General features: G+C 67.7%; 17 protein-coding genes and 1 tRNA gene. 11 read left to right on the top strand and 7 right to left on the bottom strand.

Going from position 1 to position 15,092, the window contains the following annotated elements; translation table 11 throughout:
* Position 1: 1 nt before the first annotated feature.
* A complete protein-coding gene (locus ACFQQC_RS16545) occupies positions 2-886 on the bottom strand; it encodes an SPFH domain-containing protein (protein WP_376863633.1) in 885 nt (294 codons plus the stop codon).
* A gap of 200 nt (positions 887-1,086) precedes the next feature.
* Between ACFQQC_RS16545 and ACFQQC_RS16550 the strand changes: the two genes are divergently transcribed.
* From ACFQQC_RS16550 to ACFQQC_RS16565, 4 genes are all read left to right on the top strand, one after another.
* Entirely contained in the window at positions 1,087-4,416 is a 3,330-nt protein-coding gene (locus ACFQQC_RS16550) for an autotransporter domain-containing protein (RefSeq protein WP_376863634.1), read from the top strand.
* Between the two features lie 103 nt (positions 4,417-4,519).
* Positions 4,520-4,596 (top strand) — tRNA-Val (locus ACFQQC_RS16555).
* 70 nt (positions 4,597-4,666) lie between these two features.
* A complete protein-coding gene (locus ACFQQC_RS16560; RefSeq protein WP_376863636.1) occupies positions 4,667-4,924 on the top strand; it encodes a hypothetical protein in 258 nt (85 codons plus the stop codon).
* 32 nt (positions 4,925-4,956) lie between these two features.
* The gene (locus ACFQQC_RS16565) at positions 4,957-5,649 is read left to right on the top strand and encodes an alpha/beta fold hydrolase (protein ID WP_376863637.1); all 693 of its coding nucleotides are present in this window, start codon (positions 4,957-4,959) and stop codon (positions 5,647-5,649) included.
* On the opposite strand, the gene ACFQQC_RS16570 is transcribed toward ACFQQC_RS16565, so the two are convergent.
* Genes ACFQQC_RS16570 through queC form a run of 3 tightly spaced genes read right to left on the bottom strand, consistent with a single transcriptional unit; the run spans position 5,646 to position 7,356 of the window.
* Positions 5,646-6,014: a 6-pyruvoyl tetrahydropterin synthase family protein gene (locus ACFQQC_RS16570; RefSeq protein WP_376863638.1), complete on the bottom strand. Its 369-nt coding sequence runs from the start codon at positions 6,012-6,014 to the stop codon at positions 5,646-5,648. The two genes, ACFQQC_RS16565 and ACFQQC_RS16570, sit on opposite strands and share 4 nt — an antisense overlap.
* The gene (gene queE, locus ACFQQC_RS16575) at positions 6,014-6,649 is read right to left on the bottom strand and encodes a 7-carboxy-7-deazaguanine synthase (protein ID WP_376863639.1); all 636 of its coding nucleotides are present in this window, start codon (positions 6,647-6,649) and stop codon (positions 6,014-6,016) included. Before queE ends, ACFQQC_RS16570 begins: the two co-directional genes overlap by 1 nt.
* Positions 6,646-7,356, bottom strand: coding sequence for a 7-cyano-7-deazaguanine synthase QueC (queC, locus tag ACFQQC_RS16580; RefSeq protein WP_376863769.1), 711 nt, complete (start codon positions 7,354-7,356; stop codon positions 6,646-6,648). The genes queE and queC overlap by 4 nt, the downstream gene beginning before the upstream one ends.
* A gap of 204 nt (positions 7,357-7,560) precedes the next feature.
* Here queC and ACFQQC_RS16585 point away from each other — a divergent pair, with 204 nt between their 5' ends.
* The 7 genes from ACFQQC_RS16585 to ACFQQC_RS16615 all read left to right on the top strand — a co-directional run bounded on the left by ACFQQC_RS16585 (position 7,561) and on the right by ACFQQC_RS16615 (position 12,177).
* Positions 7,561-9,168, top strand: a complete 1,608-nt coding sequence (locus ACFQQC_RS16585; RefSeq protein ID WP_376863640.1) for a response regulator — start codon at positions 7,561-7,563, stop codon at positions 9,166-9,168.
* Between the two features lie 67 nt (positions 9,169-9,235).
* A complete protein-coding gene (locus ACFQQC_RS16590) occupies positions 9,236-9,712 on the top strand; it encodes a PaaI family thioesterase (protein ID WP_376863641.1) in 477 nt (158 codons plus the stop codon).
* Positions 9,709-10,107 carry a PaaI family thioesterase gene (locus ACFQQC_RS16595; RefSeq protein ID WP_376863642.1) on the top strand — a complete coding sequence of 133 codons (399 nt, stop codon included), beginning with the start codon at positions 9,709-9,711 and terminating at the stop codon, positions 10,105-10,107. Before ACFQQC_RS16590 ends, ACFQQC_RS16595 begins: the two co-directional genes overlap by 4 nt.
* A 64-nt stretch (positions 10,108-10,171) precedes the next feature.
* Complete coding sequence (locus ACFQQC_RS16600; protein WP_376863643.1) at positions 10,172-10,576, top strand: hypothetical protein; 405 nt, start codon at positions 10,172-10,174, stop codon at positions 10,574-10,576.
* 38 nt (positions 10,577-10,614) lie between these two features.
* A complete protein-coding gene (locus ACFQQC_RS16605; RefSeq protein WP_376863644.1) occupies positions 10,615-10,956 on the top strand; it encodes a hypothetical protein in 342 nt (113 codons plus the stop codon).
* 88 nt (positions 10,957-11,044) lie between these two features.
* A complete protein-coding gene (locus tag ACFQQC_RS16610) occupies positions 11,045-11,473 on the top strand; it encodes a hypothetical protein (RefSeq protein WP_376863645.1) in 429 nt (142 codons plus the stop codon).
* Positions 11,474-11,724: 251 nt separating this feature from the next.
* Positions 11,725-12,177: a helix-turn-helix transcriptional regulator gene (locus ACFQQC_RS16615; RefSeq protein ID WP_376863646.1), complete on the top strand. Its 453-nt coding sequence runs from the start codon at positions 11,725-11,727 to the stop codon at positions 12,175-12,177.
* Between the two features lie 101 nt (positions 12,178-12,278).
* Here the strand turns inward: ACFQQC_RS16615 and ACFQQC_RS16620 are convergent, their stop codons facing one another.
* The 3 genes from ACFQQC_RS16620 to ACFQQC_RS16630 all read right to left on the bottom strand — a co-directional run bounded on the left by ACFQQC_RS16620 (position 12,279) and on the right by ACFQQC_RS16630 (position 15,020).
* Positions 12,279-12,758, bottom strand: coding sequence for an SH3 domain-containing protein (locus ACFQQC_RS16620; protein WP_376863647.1), 480 nt, complete (start codon positions 12,756-12,758; stop codon positions 12,279-12,281).
* Positions 12,759-12,873: 115 nt separating this feature from the next.
* Complete coding sequence (locus tag ACFQQC_RS16625; protein WP_376863648.1) at positions 12,874-14,553, bottom strand: lysine--tRNA ligase; 1,680 nt, start codon at positions 14,551-14,553, stop codon at positions 12,874-12,876.
* A gap of 50 nt (positions 14,554-14,603) precedes the next feature.
* On the bottom strand, positions 14,604-15,020 hold the full coding sequence (locus ACFQQC_RS16630) for a hypothetical protein (RefSeq protein ID WP_376863650.1): 417 nt from the start codon (positions 15,018-15,020) through the stop codon (positions 14,604-14,606).
* Positions 15,021-15,092: the final 72 nt, after the last annotated feature.

Consider the following 15,092-nt stretch of genomic DNA (forward strand, 5'->3'; position numbering starts at 1 on the left):
ATCAGCCGTAGAGGGTGCCGGTGTTGACGACCGGCTGGGCTTCACGGTCAGCGCACAGGACGACCAGCAGGTTGGACACCATGGCCGCCTTGCGATCCTCGTCCAGCTCGACCACGCCACGCTCCCCGAGATCGTTCAGCGCGCTTTCAACCATGCCGACGGCGCCTCTCACGATGAGTTGGCGGGCGGCCAGAACGGCTTCGGCCTGCTGGCGCTTCAGCATGGCGCTGGCGATCTCGGGCGCATAGGCCAGGTGGGCGATGCGGGCCTCGTCGATGACCACGCCGGCCACCTTGACCCGACCGACCAGTTCTTCGCGCAACCGGGCCGCCACATCCTCGGCATCGGCGCGCAGCGTCAGCTCATGCTCCTCACCGTGGTCGTAGGCATAGTGCGAAGCCATGTCGCGCAGGCCGGTGTCGACCTGGATGTTCACGAACTGCTGGAAGTCATCGACGTCGAACAGGGCCTGGGCCGAGTCCTCGACCCGCCACACGACGTTGGCGGCGATCTCGATCGGATTGCCCTTCTTGTCGTTCACCTTCAGCTTGTCGCTAGTCAGGTTGCGAACGCGCAGGCTGATCTTCTTGCGGGTGTACCAGGGCAGAACCCAGCGCAGGCCGGTCTTGCGATCCGTCCCGCGATAGTCGCCGAACAGCAGGATCGCCGAGCCTTCGTTGGGCTGCAGCGAATAGAGGCCGCACAGCAGGAACAGGCCGATCACGCCGGTCGCGATCCCTCCGACCACCAGTGCGACGTTGTCGATGTTCAGGGGCACGACCAAGGGGCCCCCGAAGGTCAACACCAGACCCACCAGCAGCATCAGCACGCCATTGGCGGTGTTCGCCGGACGCTCGACGGATTTCGAATGGGTTGTGACGGTCATTGATTCCCCTCCTGACAATATGAAAGTGATATCACTTCGATTTCATAAATGGCAATAGCCTCGCTTCGCTCCGTCCTCTTCGCCGCGCCTTCGGCCTTGCATTCGCCTCAAATTCGAGAAACTTGAGGCAGGCTGGCATGGTCCCTGTTAGAGGATCGCCTGCGTCTCTGCGCGTGTCGTCCACAGGGGTAATTTCTCGAATGCGTATTCTACTCGCGACCGCGGTGGCGCTCGCTCCCCTGCTGACGGCGTCCGGCGCCATGGCCGAGGTCGTGATCAACACGGCCCGGACCACGCCGATCACCACCGGCAACGCCACCGGCACTGGTGCGGACACCATTCGCATCGCCGGCGGTGGTTCGATCGCCCTGACCAGCGGCGTCGCCGTCACCCTGAATTCGAGCCACAACGTCACCATCGACACCGGCGGCACGATCACGATGGCCAACGCCGCCGACGGCGCGACCGGCATCCTCGTGAACCCCGGGAACACGGCCAATGTTCGTATGGCCGGTTCGATCGTCATCACTGACAACATCACCAGCGAAACCGACGTCGATACCGATAACGACGGCGATGCCGACGGCCCCCTGGCGAACGGAACCGGTCGTTACGGCATTCGCTTCGCCGGCCCGGGCGTCCACACCGGCAACCTGCTGACCGAAGGCGCTTCGAGCATCGTCGTCGAGGGCAACAACTCCGCGGGCGTGTCGATCGAGTCGGACCTGACGGGCCGGGTCGATCTGCTGGGCGTGATCAATGTGACCGGCAACAACAGCTACGGCCTGCACACGACCGGCGCGGTCAACGGCCCGGTCAATGTCACCGGAACCATCAACGCCCGCGGCGAGAATACGATCGGCGCGGCGATTGAAGGCGACGTAAGCGGTCGCGTCATGTTCGGCGGCTCGATCATCGCCAGCGGCTTCCGCTACACCAGCGCGCCGCCGGAGCGGCCCGAGGGCTATGTCGAGACGCCGGAAAACGACGACGATGTCCTCTTCCTCGACGAGCTCGATGCCGACGATCTGCTGACGGGCGGCCCTGCCGTGCTGGTCGCCGCCAATGTCGGCGCCGGTGTCATCTTCGACGCGCCCCCCACCTACTCGGCCGCGGGCATCGAGGGCGATGATGACAACGACGGCGTCAAGAACGGCGACGAGGACGACGACGGCGACGGCACCAAGAACCGCGACGACACCGATCGTGACGGCGACGGCGTGCCGGATGCGAACGAAGGCACCGCCTCCATCACCAGCTTCGGCTCCGGCCCCGCGGTCCAGATCGGGTCGGCGACCGAATCGATCACCCTCGGCGTCGCCGGGACCGGCGATTCGGCCTACGGCCTGATCAACCGCGGCTCGTTCAACGCCCAGGGCGTCTATGCCGGGTTCGACGCCAACGCCCTCGTCGTCGGCGGCAATGCCGGCCAGACCGTGGACATCAACGGCGGCATCCGGAACGAAGGCACCATCACGGCGGTCGCCGTTGAGGCGGACGCGACCGCGGTTCGTCTGGGCTCGGGAACCAACACCCCGACCTTCATCAACAACCTGAACATCACCGCGGGTGTGCTCGGTGACGACGCCGCCGGCACGGCCGGCGCCATTCGCATCGACGCCGGCGCCAACCTGCCGTCGCTCGTCAACAACGGCACCATCATCGCCGGCGCCTCGGGAACCCTCGTCGACTCCAGAGCCATCCAGGACCTGAGCGGCACCCTGACGTCGATCACCAACACCGGCTCCATCGAAACGAACCTGATTCCCAACGCGGACGGGGATGCGACCACCGGCTCGGCGGTGGCGATCGATGTCGCGGCCAACACGACCGGCGTGACCCTGCTGCAGACCGGCGTCGCCGGAACGCCGACCTCCTCCGATCCCGACAGCGACGGCGACGGCGTGCCCAACAGCCAGGAGCCGGCGATCATCGGCGACGTCCTGTTCGGCTCGGGCGCCGACGTCATGGACATCCGCAACGGCACCGTGACCGGCGACATCTCGTTCGGCGCCGGCGCCGACCGGCTCGACATCACCGGCGGCGGCATCGTGCGCGGCGCGATCTCGGATTCGGACGGCGACCTGTCCATCACCGTCGCCAATGGCGTTCTGGATGCCCGTCAGGGAACCGCACAGACCATCTCCGACCTCAACGTCGGCGCCAACGGCACCCTGATCGTCTCGATCGACCCGGCGAACAATTTGGCCGGCGGCTTCAACGTCACGGGCAATGCAAACCTCGCCGCCGGCGCCGGCGTCGGCGTGCGCTTCAACTCCCTGCTTGCGCCCGGCGCAGGCACCCAGCGCTTTGAACTGATCAACGCAGGCTCGCTGACCGCGGGCACGCTGGATCTGACCCAGACCCAGAACAACTCGCCCTACCTCTATGTGGTCGAGGCGGGCGTCGATGCCGGCGCCAACCAGGTCTATGCGGACGTGCGCCAGCGCACGACGGACGAGGCCGGGATGATCGCGGTCGAGGCAGGCCTCTACGACGCCTTCTACAACAGCCTGACCGGCACCAGCGACTCGGCGATCGCCCTGCGCGACGCCTTCCTGGCGCAGACCAGCCGTGACGGCTTCTTCGACCTGTACGAGCAATTGCTGCCGGATCACTCGGGTGGCCCGCTGCTGTCGCTGGCGTCGGGCGTCGACGCCGTGACCCGCGCCCTGACCGGCCGGAACGCCTCCGCGGCGCCGGGCGAGACCAGCGCCTGGGTGCAGGAGATCAATTTCTACGCCGACAAGGACAAGACGGACACCTACGGCTTCCGCTCGGAAGGCTTCGGCGTCGCCGGCGGCGTCGAGCGCGGCACCGGCCTTGGCGCCGTGGGCCTGTCGGTCGCCTTCACCTCCTCCGATCTGGAAGATCCGGAAGCCGAGGCCGAGGAAGTCCTGTCGGCCAACCTGCTGGAAATGGGCCTCTACTGGCGCGCCCAGGGCCAGTACTGGACGACCTGGGCCCGGGCGGCCGCCGGTTACGCCACGTTCGAATCGGAGCGCCGCTTCGTCGGCGCCGGCCTGAACCTGACCTCCACCTCGGACTGGAACGGCCTGACCCTGTCGGCCGCCGCCGGCGCCTCGTACGAGCGCAATTTCGGCCGCTTCAGCATCCGTCCGGAAGGCTATGTCGAATACTTCTCGCTGAGCGAGGACGGACATACCGAGGAAGGCGGCGGCGACGGCTTCGACCTCGAGATCGACGACCGTGACGGCCACATGTTCTCGGCCACCGCGGCCATCAACATCGGCATGTCGATGGGCCAGAACAGCTGGCTGAAGCCGGAACTGCGCCTTGGCTGGCGTCAGAACATCTCGGTCGATCCGGGCGAGACCATCGCCCGCTTCCGCTCGGGCGGTCCGGACTTCGCCCTGTCGCCCGACACCATCGAAGGGGGCGGCCCGATCGTCGGCTTCCGCCTGAACGTCGGCAACGAACTGGGCATGCTGTCGGTCAGCGCCGACGCCGAGATGCTCGACAACTACGTCCGCTACATGCTGTTCCTGCGGGCCAGCTTCCGGTTCTAAGGACCGGACGCACGCCAGACGATCAAAGGGCCGCCGGGATCACCGGCGGCCCTTTTTCTTTTCCGCGGTCCGGCCTAGAAGGCGCTCCTCGCTTCGCGCGACCGGGCGGCTAGCTCAGCTGGTCAGAGCACCTCGTTTACACCGAGGGGGTCGGGGGTTCGAACCCCTCGCCGCCCACCATTCCTCCGTCTTCATCGTCAGACTGCGTTCATCAGTTCCGGTCTACGGCTGGGCGGTCCGGAGATCAGCCATGACAACCATCACCCGCGTATTCGCCCTGTCCGCCACTCTGGGAGGGGCCCTGATGCTGCAAGGGTGTGTGGTCGGCGCCGCCGTCGGCGCCGGCGCAGCGGTCGTCGGGGCCGGCGCCAAGGTCGTCGGCGCGGGCGTGGATGCGGTCACGACCTCCGACGAGGAAACCCGCGCCCGGCGCGAGCGCGAGCAACGCGAGTGGGAACGCGAGCAGCGCCGATGCGAACGCCGCCAGCGTCAGGGCAAGGACTGCTAGCCTTCCGGGCCCCGGCTCCCTAGTTTCAGGGCATGACCCCGACCCTGCTCATTCCCGGCCTGATCTGCACGCCCGAGCTGTTCTCGGCCCAGATCTCCGCCCTGTGGACCCACGGACCGGTGACGGTCGCCTCCACGCTCGAGGGCGAGACCATCGCCGATATCGCCGCCGCCGTGCTGCGCGACGCGCCGCCGACCTTCGCCCTCGGCGGCCTGTCCCTGGGCGGCTACATCGCGCTGGAGATCATGCGTCAGGCGCCGGACCGGGTGGTGAAGCTGGGCCTGCTGGACACCTCCGCCCGTCCCGATACGCCGGAGCAGACCGCCAAGCGGCGCGGGCTGATCAGCCGGGCGGCGAACGGCGAGTATGAGGCCGTCGTGGCCGACCTCCTGCCCAACCTGCTGCACCCCGATCACCGAACGGACGAGGGTCTGATCAATCTGATGACCCGCATGGGTCAGGTCGTCGGCGCCGAGGGCTTCGCGCGGCAACAGGGCGCGATCATCGGGCGGATCGATTCCCGCCCCTCCCTATCCGCCATCGCCGTTCCGACCCTGGTGCTGGTCGGCGATCAGGACGGGGTCACCCCGCCCGAGCACGCTCGCGAGATGGCCGACGCCATCCCCGGCGCGCGACTGGTCATCGTACCGGACGCTGGCCACATCTCGACGCTTGAGCAGCCCGAAGCCGTCAACGCGGCCCTGACCGACTGGCTGAAGGCCTAGAGGCTCAGGACGCAGCGCTCATTGATGGTCGGGCGGGCCACCTGGATTCGGCACAGGCCCGGCCAGTCCGGCTTCAACTGACCGACGAACCACAGGCACAGGTTCTCCAGCGACGGCAGCTCCAGCCCCGGGTGCTCGTTCAGCATCCCGTGATCCAGCTTCTCGGCGGCCGCCTTCAGCGCCCGGTCCAGTGCGCCGAGGTCGGCGACCCAGCCGTGCTCCACATCCAGCACCTCGGACCGCACCGTCGCCTCGACCGTGAACGAATGGCCGTGGACGCGGCGATAGATGCTGCCCTCGGGTTCGTTAGGGAAGTGGTGGGCCGCATCGAAGGCGGCCTGTTTGGTGATCTCGAAGACGGGCATTAGCGGACGCCGATGTACTTGTGGGTCTGGACGCTCAGGCGCCACTGGGGGTGGGTCAGGCAGTATTCGATGGCGGCGGCGGTGTTGGCCGCCTGATCGGGGCCATCCATGGGCTGCAGCCAGAAGCGCTCGAAATCGAGCTCCTCGAACCGCTCCGGCATGGCCTTGGGCTGCGGATAGACCAGCTTCAGCTCCTGCCCCTTGATCTGGATCACGGGAGCGTCGGCCTTGGGGCTGATGCAGACCCAGTCGATGCCGTCCGGCGCCGCCAGGGTGCCGTTGCTCTCGATGGCGATCTCGAAGCCGCGGGCGTGCAGAGCGTCGATCAGGGGCGGATCCAGCTGCAGCAGGGGCTCGCCGCCGGTGCAGACGACAAGTTTGGGATCGCCCTGGCGGCCCCGCCACATCGCCGCGACATGATCGGCCAGCAGATCAGCGGTGGCGAACTTGCCGCCGCCGTCACCGTCCGTGCCGACGAAATCCGTATCGCAGAAGGTGCAGACGGCGGTGGCGCGGTCCCGCTCCAGCCCGTTCCAAAGATTGCAGCCGGCGAAGCGCAGGAAGACGGCCGGACGGCCGGCCTGACCGCCCTCCCCCTGCACCGTCAGGAAGATTTCCTTGGCCGCATAGCTCATCGGCTCGCGACCCACTCGGCGTGCCCCGCCGCCCTTAGCTCGCAAGCCGGGCAGTCGTCGCAGCCGTAACCCCAAGCATGACGATGCGCGCGGTCGCCGCGATAGCAGGTGTGCGAGGCCTCGACGATCAGCTCGACCAAGGCGTCGCCGCCGATCCGGTCGGCCAGTTCCCAGGTCTGGGCCTTGGTCAGGTGCATCAGCGGGGTGTCGATCACCACCGGCTTGTCCAGACCCAGGCTCAGCGCCTGCGCCATCGCCTCGATGGTGTCGCGGCGGCAGTCGGGATAGCCCGAGAAGTCGGTCTCGCACATGCCCCCGACCAGCACCTCCAGCCCTCGCCGGTCCGCCAGCGCGGCGGCGCAGGTCAGGAAGACCAGATTGCGCCCCGGCACGAAGGTCGTCGGCAGGCCGCGTTCATCCATCTCGATGGCGCGCTCGGCGGTCAGGGCGCTCTCGGCGATCTTTCCATAGCCGGTCAGGTCCACGACGTGGTCTGGCCCGAGGCGATCCGCCCACTGCGGCAGCACCTTCGCCATGCCCTCGCGGACATTCAGGCGCGCCTCCATCTCGACCGCATGGCGCTGGCCATAGTCGAAGCCGACGGTCTCCACCCGGTCGAACCGCTCCAGCGCCCAGGCCAGGCAGGTCGCGCTGTCCTGCCCGCCGGAGAACAGAACAAGGGCCGATTTTGAGGGCTTCTGGGACAATTCGCTCACGACAAACCTGCGGTCGGCCGGTCGGCCGCGCGCATGGACAAGGGGGATGGGGCCTGATTTCGGCGGACCGGCCTTCTACACCCGCGAGGGCCGAAGGGCAAAAATGGCCGGAAGACGGCGAATGATTCGGTCTTAACCCTTCTGCAAACGGTTCTGACACATTGTCCACCGGTCGCAGTGGAGTGCCGGCCAGTTATGCCGACGATCGAAACCCTTACTGAACGCGCCCAGGCGGTCACGCCGGAGACGCCGGGCAGTGACGTCTTTGCGCGGTTCGAGCGCGAACCGGACACGCTGGTCATCCCGGTCGTGGACGGTGATCGCCCCATCGGCCTGATCGAACGCAACGCCTTCCTGCTCAAGATCGCCGGCGCCTTCGGCCACGCCCTCTACGCCGGTCGCCCGGTCGTCCACGTCATGGACAGCGAGCCGGCCGTCGTGGAAGCCGGCGTCGAGATCGACGCCTTCTGCGATATCCTGATCCAGGGCGGCCCCGGCGCCCTGACCCGCGGCTTCATCGTCACCCGCAACGGCAAATATCACGGCGTCGGCACGGCCGTGTCCCTGCTGCAGGCGGTGAACGAACGCCAGCGCCTGCAGAACATCGAACTGAGCGACACCCGCACCCAGGCCCTGACGGCCGCGCGCGCCAAGAGCCAGTTCCTCGCCATCATGAGCCATGAGCTGCGGACGCCGATGAACGGCGTGCTGGCCGTGGCCGAGCTCCTGCGTCGGCAACCGCTGAACGCCCAGGCCCAGGCGCACGTCGCCACCATCGTCGAGTCGTCCGAGACCCTGCTGCGCATCCTGCAGGACGCCCTGGACCTGTCGCGCGCCGAGGCCGGCGAGCTGGAGCTGAACGCCGAACCGACCCCCCTGCGGGCCATGATGGACGACGTCGAAGCCATGTGGGCGCCGCGCGCCTCGCAGGACAACGTCACCCTGATGGTCAGCTACGAGGGCGACACCGAGCTGGCCGCCGTGATCGACTCGATCCGGATCAAGCAGGTGTTCAACAACCTGATCGGCAACGCCCTGAAATTCGCCCGCAACGGCATGGTCGAGGCGGGCCTGAAAGCGGTCGCCGACGGCAATCGCATCCGGCTGGAGGCGCGCGTCCGTGACGACGGCCCCGGCGTGGACGCCGCGCGCGTCGATGTGATCTTCGAGCCCTTCGTCCACGGCTCCGGCCCTGACGGCGCGGGCCTGGGCCTGTCGATCTGCCGCCAGATCATCGACCGCATGGACGGCCGGATCTGGGCCGAGAACAACCCGGGCCGCGGCGCCACCTTCGCCTTCGACCTGAACGTCGAGCGCGCCGAGATGGAAGCGGCCCCGGCCTCCAACGTCGAGAGCCTGCCCGATCTGGACCTGCAGGACAGCCCGCACATCCTCATCGTCGACGACAACGCCACCAACCGCGTGGTCGCCCAGGCCCTGTGCGAGATGTTCGGCTGCACCTCCGAAACCGCCGAGGATGGGGTCGAGGCGGTCGAGGCCGTTCAGGAACGCCGCTTCGACATGGTCCTGATGGACATCAAGATGCCGCGCATGGACGGGGTGCAGGCCACCCAGGCCATCCGCGCGCTGGACGGCCCGGTGCGCAACATCCCCATCGTCGCCCTGACCGCCAACGCCGATCCGGAGGACGCCCGTCGCTACCTCTCCATCGGCATGGCCGCCGTGGTCGAGAAGCCGATCAAGCCGGAACGCCTGCGCATGGCCATGAACGCGGCGCTCGAACAAGCCGCCATGGGCGACATGGCCCAGACCCAGCCCCGCGACGCCCGTTCCGTCGCCTGAAAGCCGCTGACGGACGAATAACGCCTCCCCGCTTGGCGGAATCGCCGACGCGGCGGACAACAGGCGCATGACCGCGCCCGACCTCGCCGCCATCCTGCCCCAGCTGGCCTCGGCCTCCGCCCATACCCATGCGCTCGGCTTCGCCATTGACGGCGTGGCGGGAGATCGCGTGCGGTTGAAAGTCCCCTGGCGCGAGGATCTGGTCGGCGATCCGGAGACGGACGTGCTCGCCGGCGGCCTGGTCACCGCCCTGCTGGATCATGCCGGAGGCATGGCCGTCTGGATCGCGCTGGACCGGTTCGAACCCATCGCCACCCTCGACCTGCGGGTGGACTACATGCGCGCCGCCCGCGCCCGCTCGGGTCTGATCGCCGAGGCCCGCTGCTATCGCCTGACCCGGTCCATCGCCTTCGTCCGCGCCTGGGCCTTCGAGGACGACATCGAGGACCCGGTCGCCGCCGCCCAGGCCGCCTACATCCTGAACTCCAACGACGGGCGCGGCGCCGGGGCCAACCTGAAGCCCCGTCGGGAGGCCGGGGCATGAGCGACCTTCTCGACACCCTGCCCTATGCCCGCTTCCTCGGCCTGCTGACCCGGCAGGACGGGGACCAGCTGACGGTGACCATGCCGTTCGCGGATCGCCTGATCGGCAACCCCGTCTTGCCGGCCCTGCACGGCGGATCGACCGCGGCGATGCTGGAACTGACCGCGGTCGCCCAGGTCGCGATCCTCTATCCGCGCCTCAAGCTGCCGCGGCCGATCAACGTCACCGTGACCTATCTCCGCTCGGGCCGCCCGCAGGACGTCCACGCCCGCGCGCGCATCAGCAAGGCCGGGCGCCGGGTGGCGCACGTTCAGGCTGAAGCGTGGCAGGACGACGAAAGCCAGCCCATCGCCAGCCTCAGCGCCCACTTCCTCGTGTCCGGACACGACCTTTAGTTGCATTAAAGTACATCCTGTGATTGCATGACCCGGTGACACGCCGTCACGGGGGAGCTTTCACATGTCCAGACAAGTCATCGGCGAGGCGCTGGCCGCCCGCCTCTACGCCGCCGAAACCGCCATTGATCAGGCGCTGGCGGAAACCGCGCTTCTCGCCGCCAGCCTGCCCGCCGCCCGGTCCGACGCCCTGCTGTCCGCGGTGGCGGGCCAGCGGGTCTTTGACGGCGCCGCCGCCAGCATCGGCGCCCTGGCCGAGGCGCGCTCGCATCTGGTGCAGACCCACGGGGCCCTCGCCGCCCTCGCCCGCAAGCTGGGCCTCGACACCCTCGCCATCGGACCGACCGACAAGCCCGGCGATCCGCCCCCGTTCGGCGGCGGTGTCGCCCCGATCGACGCCGATCTGGTTAATAAAGCGCTGACAAACAAGGCAAACAAAACCCTACCACATACTACCGTTCCGTGTTAATGATCCGCTCACCACGTTTTGTGTGTTGGAGGGTTTTCATGGATAAGGCTGAAGTTATCGCCAGCGTCGCCGGCGACCTGAATGCGACCGAGCAGTCGGTTGATGCTGCCATCGCGCACGCCACGACCCTGGTTCAGGCCATGATCGGCGCCCGTACGACCCTCAGCCTCTCGCCCGTCTCCGGCGCCGAGTCGCAAGCCAAGGCCATGGAGGCGATCGCCGCCCTCAGCGCCGCGCGTCAGGCCATCGTCGCCTGCCACGAAGAGCTTGCCAAGGACCACCGCCGTCTCGGCTGGGGCACCTACGCCATCGGCGTTCTGGACAAGCCGGTCGACGTTCCGAACGACTCGCGCCCGGTTGGCCGTCTCCGCGCGGTTTAATTCGGTGTAATGTCCGCCGCCGGTCATTCCGGTTTGCGCAGACTCGATGCAAAGTCGCCCTCATGCCAGACGGCATGGGGGCGATTTCATGTTTGACACCCTCGCATCGCAGATCGGCTTCGCAATCGCGGTGCTGGTCACGGCGTTTGCGTTCCTGAAGGGCGACGAACCCGAGCGCATCGGCGCCGGCGCCTATATGCTCGGCCTGTTCGCCTCCCAGCTCGTGCAGGACAAGAGCGCCACCGCCACGACCCAATGGGGCCTGATGGCCATTGATGCGCTGTTCTTGGCGGTCTGCGCCGGCCTGGCCTGGAAGAGCCGTCGCGCCTGGCCGGTCTGGGCCTGCGCCCTGCAGTCCCTGATCGTCATGAGCCACCTGCTGACCCTCGTTGATTTCCGCCCGCCGCCTGGCGCCTTCTATCTGGTCATCAATATCGCCAGTTACGGCGTCCTTATCTCGATCGCCGTCGGGGCCTTCTGGGCCTGGCAGGAACGTCGGGCCGCAGGGCTGGAGTGATCTCCGCCACGCGTTGACCGGCGCACCGAATAGGCAGATATTCCTACGTCCGCACAGGACATAGCCCCCTGCCCCTCACGCACGACCGCATCTGGAGCGCCCTTGATCGCCTCGCCCGGCGTGAGGGTCTCAGCGCGTCCGGCCTGGCGCGCAAGGCGGGACTGGACGCGACCAGTTTCAATCCGTCCAAGCGGTTCAGCCCCGGCACGCCGCCCCGCCCCCGCTGGCCCTCGACCGAAAGCCTGACGCGGGTGCTGGAGGTCTGCAACCTGTCGCTGGCCGACTTCGCCACCCTGGCCCGCGACGATGCGGAGCGGATCGAGACCATTCCCCTGCTCGGCATGGCCCAGGCCGGTCAGGACGGCTTCTTCGATGACGCGGGCCTGCCCGTCGGCGAGGGCTGGGAGCAGACGGAACTGCCGCGCGCCTCCGACAGCCTGCTGAGCCTGCGGATCGTCGGCGACTCGATGGCGCCGGTCTATCGGGCCGGCGACAGGGTGATCGTGGATCGCGAAGCTCGGGAGGTCCGGCGGGGCGACCGGGTGGTGGTGCGCACCACCGGCGGCGAGACCCTGGCCAAGGAGGTTGCGGCCCTGACGCCTCAGACCGTCACCCTCGCCTCCATCAACCCGGCCTATCCGCCCCGGGCCGTCCAGCGCGCCGACATCCTCTGGATGGGCCGCATCCTCTGGGTCAGTCAGTAACGCACAAACGAAAAGGGCCACCCCTTGCGAGGTGACCCTTCCTTGTACGCTACGCGCTCAAGCAGCGAGCGACCGCGTCGCGCGCGTTAGCGCGCCTTATATCAGTAGGCGCTGACGTAGTGGGCGTTGACCCAGCCGCCACCGGCGATCTGGACCCATTCACCCTGCGAGCCGATGGCCGAGAAGGGCTGGCCGGCCGAGAGGCTGCCGACCTGACGATAGCCGGTGCCCGGGCCCGAGCGGATGCGCAGGTTGGACGAGGCGCGGTACTGGGCGCCGCTCTGGGCCGACTCGGCGCGAGCGCGCTGCTGGTTGCAGCCGATGTACGAACCGGCGGCCGCACCGGCGGCGGCGCCGCCGACAGCGCCCAGCGCGCGTTCGTTGCTCGAGATCTGGCTGCCCGCCAGACCGCCGACGACGGCCCCGATCAGGGCGCCGGCGCGTTGACGGCCGCCCGGGGCGTCACAGTTGGTGATGCCGTTGGCCTGCTGGGCCATGGCGGCGGTCGGGAGCGCCATCGGAGCCAGGCCGCCCAGCATGGCGGCGGCGGCGAAAGCGGCGGTGATCTTGGTCTTCGACATGGCTCATCTCCTGTCATCGAGTTGGTCGATGATTGGGAGAATGCCCAAGCGAACCTGAAGGCTCCCGGAGCCGTGCCGTTATCTTCCGTTCATGTCCGTTACCGGACAGAAGAAATCAGCCCGCCAGTTCGCCGTTCGCGCCCTTCTCGATCAGTTCGATCGTCTGCGGCAGGCCGTAGATCGCCGCGAACGAGCCGAAGCGCGGGCCCTGCGACGCGCCCAGCAGCACCTCGTACAGCGCGCCGAACCAGGCCCGCAGCGGCTCGAAGGCGTGCGCCTTGCCCACCGCATAGACCTCGTTCTGGATCGTCTCGCCGTCGGTCGTGTCCGCCGGAAGGGCCTTCAGCCGCTCCGCCAGATCCAGCAGCGCCGCTTTCTCCTGCTCGGTCGGCAGGCGGAAGGACTTCGTCGGGCGGACGAAGTCTTCGTAGTAGTTCAGCGCATGGCCCATCAGCCGGTCGAGCGTCGGCTCATTTTCCGGCGTGGCGTCGGGCAGATACTTGGCGAAATACGCCCACAGCTGTTCCTTCGACGAGGCGTTGGCCACGCCGACGAGGTTCAGCAGCAGGCTGAAGGAGACCGGGCTGGCGACCTTCGGCGGATTGCCCGCGTGGATCGACCAGACGGCGTTGTCGATCTGCTTGGTCGGCTCCTGCGTCTGGAACTGGTCGATGAACGACAGATAGTCGTCGATCGCGCGCGGAATGACGTTGAAGTGCAACGACTTGGCCGACTTCGGCGACTGGAACATGTACCAGCTCAGGCTCTCGGGCGTGCCGTAGCGCAGCCACTCCTCCATCGTCAGGCCGTTGCCCTTGGACTTGGAGATCTTCTTACCCTCGATGTCGAGGAAGAGCTCGTAGTTGAAGCCTTCCGGCGGCGTCCCGCCCAGGGCGCGGCACAGCTTGGACGACTCGCGCACGCTCTCGATCAGGTCCTTGCCCGACATCTCGTAGTCGACGTCCAGCGCGACCCAGCGCATGGCCCAGTCGGGCTTCCACTGCAGCTTCACATGGCCGCCGGTGACCGGCACTTCCGTCCGATTGCCGGGCTCGCCCGCCGGGTCCTCGAAGGTGATGGTCCCCTTCTCGACGTTCCGCTCCAGCGTCGGCACCTGCAGCACATGCCCGGTGATCGGGCTGATCGGCAGGAAGGGCGAATAGGTCGCCCGGCGTTCCTCGCCCAGCGTCGGCAGCATGATCGCCATGACCGCGTCGAACCGCTCCAGCAGGCGCAGCAGCACCTCGTCGAACCGGCCGGACTTGTAGGTCTCGGTCGAGGACATGAACTCGTAATCGAAGCCGAAGCTGTCGAGGAAGGCCTGCAGACGGGCGTTATTGTGCGCGCCGAAGCTGTCGTGCGTGCCGAACGGATCGCGCACGCGGGTCAGCGACAGGTGCAGGTCCTCGCGCAGCATTTCCGGGTTCGGAATGCCCTCGGGCACCTTGCGCAGGCCGTCCATGTCGTCGCTGAAGGCGATCAGGCGGGTCGGCCAGTGGTCGCCGGTCAGGGCGCGGAAGGCGTTGCGCACCATGGTCGTGCGCGCCACCTCGCCGAAGGTGCCCATGTGCGGCAGGCCCGACGGACCATAGCCCGTCTCCAGGATCACCGCGCGTTGCAGCGCCGGGAAGGTCGCCAGCGCCTCGTCCGCCTTGCCCGCGTCGATCAGCAGTTTCGCCGCCTCGCGCTCGGCGTCGCTCAGCCGCTTCTTCAGAACGTGGTTCAGAAGATTACGGGCCTGTTCAAACGGCCACGACTTGGCGTCGCGCGCGAGGAGTTCGATGTTCTGCAGCATGGGACGGGCTTTGCCGCCTTGAGCGGCGCGGGTCAACGACTGACCTGCCTTCAGCGCCGATAGTGGCCCATCACCCAGCCGCCGACGACCGCAGGCCAGACAGCGACATAGAGGGTGAAGATCGGATTGACCGCCTTGGTCAGGAGGGCAAGGCCCACATAGAAGACGAGTGTCGCGACCGCGCAAACGGCCCCGTAGATCCACGGTCTTCGCCAGCCGAGGCCTCGCAATGCAAGGTCGCTTAACAGGAAGATGATCGCCGCCACCACGGTCGTGTTCAGCACCGCGATAGCGCCCGGCACGATGAGCGCCTGAATCGGGGCGCCGTTCAGTTTGAACTGTGAGATGAACGGCATGGCGGCCATGGTCACCACAGCGGTGGCGGCGCTGGCCAGCAAACCCAGCCAGTAGCCGCCGCGACGGGTCCGTGGGGCATCAGAAAGACCGACTGCCCGTGGCGCAGCCATCGGTCCGGTCGTTCGCCTTCCAAAACTCATCGCCACCTCCGCGTCGGTGACGCGACCCTAGAGGCGAAGCGT

Source organism: Brevundimonas sp. GCM10030266, assembly GCF_042666595.1.
Lineage (GTDB): Bacteria > Pseudomonadota > Alphaproteobacteria > Caulobacterales > Caulobacteraceae > Brevundimonas.

What these genes read in the sequence shown, in the direction of transcription:
- ACFQQC_RS16545 (WP_376863633.1), bottom strand. Translation starts at nt 886, where the DNA reads ATGACCGTCACAACCCATTCGAAATCCGTCGAGCGTCCGGCGAACACC.
- ACFQQC_RS16600 (WP_376863643.1), top strand. Translation starts at nt 10,172, where the DNA reads ATGTCCAGACAAGTCATCGGCGAGGCGCTGGCCGCCCGCCTCTACGCC.
- ACFQQC_RS16570 (WP_376863638.1), bottom strand. Translation starts at nt 6,014, where the DNA reads ATGCCCGTCTTCGAGATCACCAAACAGGCCGCCTTCGATGCGGCCCAC.
- ACFQQC_RS16550 (WP_376863634.1), top strand. Translation starts at nt 1,087, where the DNA reads ATGCGTATTCTACTCGCGACCGCGGTGGCGCTCGCTCCCCTGCTGACG.
- ACFQQC_RS16565 (WP_376863637.1), top strand. Translation starts at nt 4,957, where the DNA reads ATGACCCCGACCCTGCTCATTCCCGGCCTGATCTGCACGCCCGAGCTG.
- ACFQQC_RS16625 (WP_376863648.1), bottom strand. Translation starts at nt 14,553, where the DNA reads ATGCTGCAGAACATCGAACTCCTCGCGCGCGACGCCAAGTCGTGGCCG.
- ACFQQC_RS16595 (WP_376863642.1), top strand. Translation starts at nt 9,709, where the DNA reads ATGAGCGACCTTCTCGACACCCTGCCCTATGCCCGCTTCCTCGGCCTG.
- ACFQQC_RS16560 (WP_376863636.1), top strand. Translation starts at nt 4,667, where the DNA reads ATGACAACCATCACCCGCGTATTCGCCCTGTCCGCCACTCTGGGAGGG.
- queE (WP_376863639.1), bottom strand. Translation starts at nt 6,649, where the DNA reads ATGAGCTATGCGGCCAAGGAAATCTTCCTGACGGTGCAGGGGGAGGGC.
- ACFQQC_RS16590 (WP_376863641.1), top strand. Translation starts at nt 9,236, where the DNA reads ATGACCGCGCCCGACCTCGCCGCCATCCTGCCCCAGCTGGCCTCGGCC.
- ACFQQC_RS16630 (WP_376863650.1), bottom strand. Translation starts at nt 15,020, where the DNA reads ATGGCTGCGCCACGGGCAGTCGGTCTTTCTGATGCCCCACGGACCCGT.
- ACFQQC_RS16605 (WP_376863644.1), top strand. Translation starts at nt 10,615, where the DNA reads ATGGATAAGGCTGAAGTTATCGCCAGCGTCGCCGGCGACCTGAATGCG.
- ACFQQC_RS16585 (WP_376863640.1), top strand. Translation starts at nt 7,561, where the DNA reads ATGCCGACGATCGAAACCCTTACTGAACGCGCCCAGGCGGTCACGCCG.
- ACFQQC_RS16620 (WP_376863647.1), bottom strand. Translation starts at nt 12,758, where the DNA reads ATGTCGAAGACCAAGATCACCGCCGCTTTCGCCGCCGCCGCCATGCTG.
- ACFQQC_RS16610 (WP_376863645.1), top strand. Translation starts at nt 11,045, where the DNA reads ATGTTTGACACCCTCGCATCGCAGATCGGCTTCGCAATCGCGGTGCTG.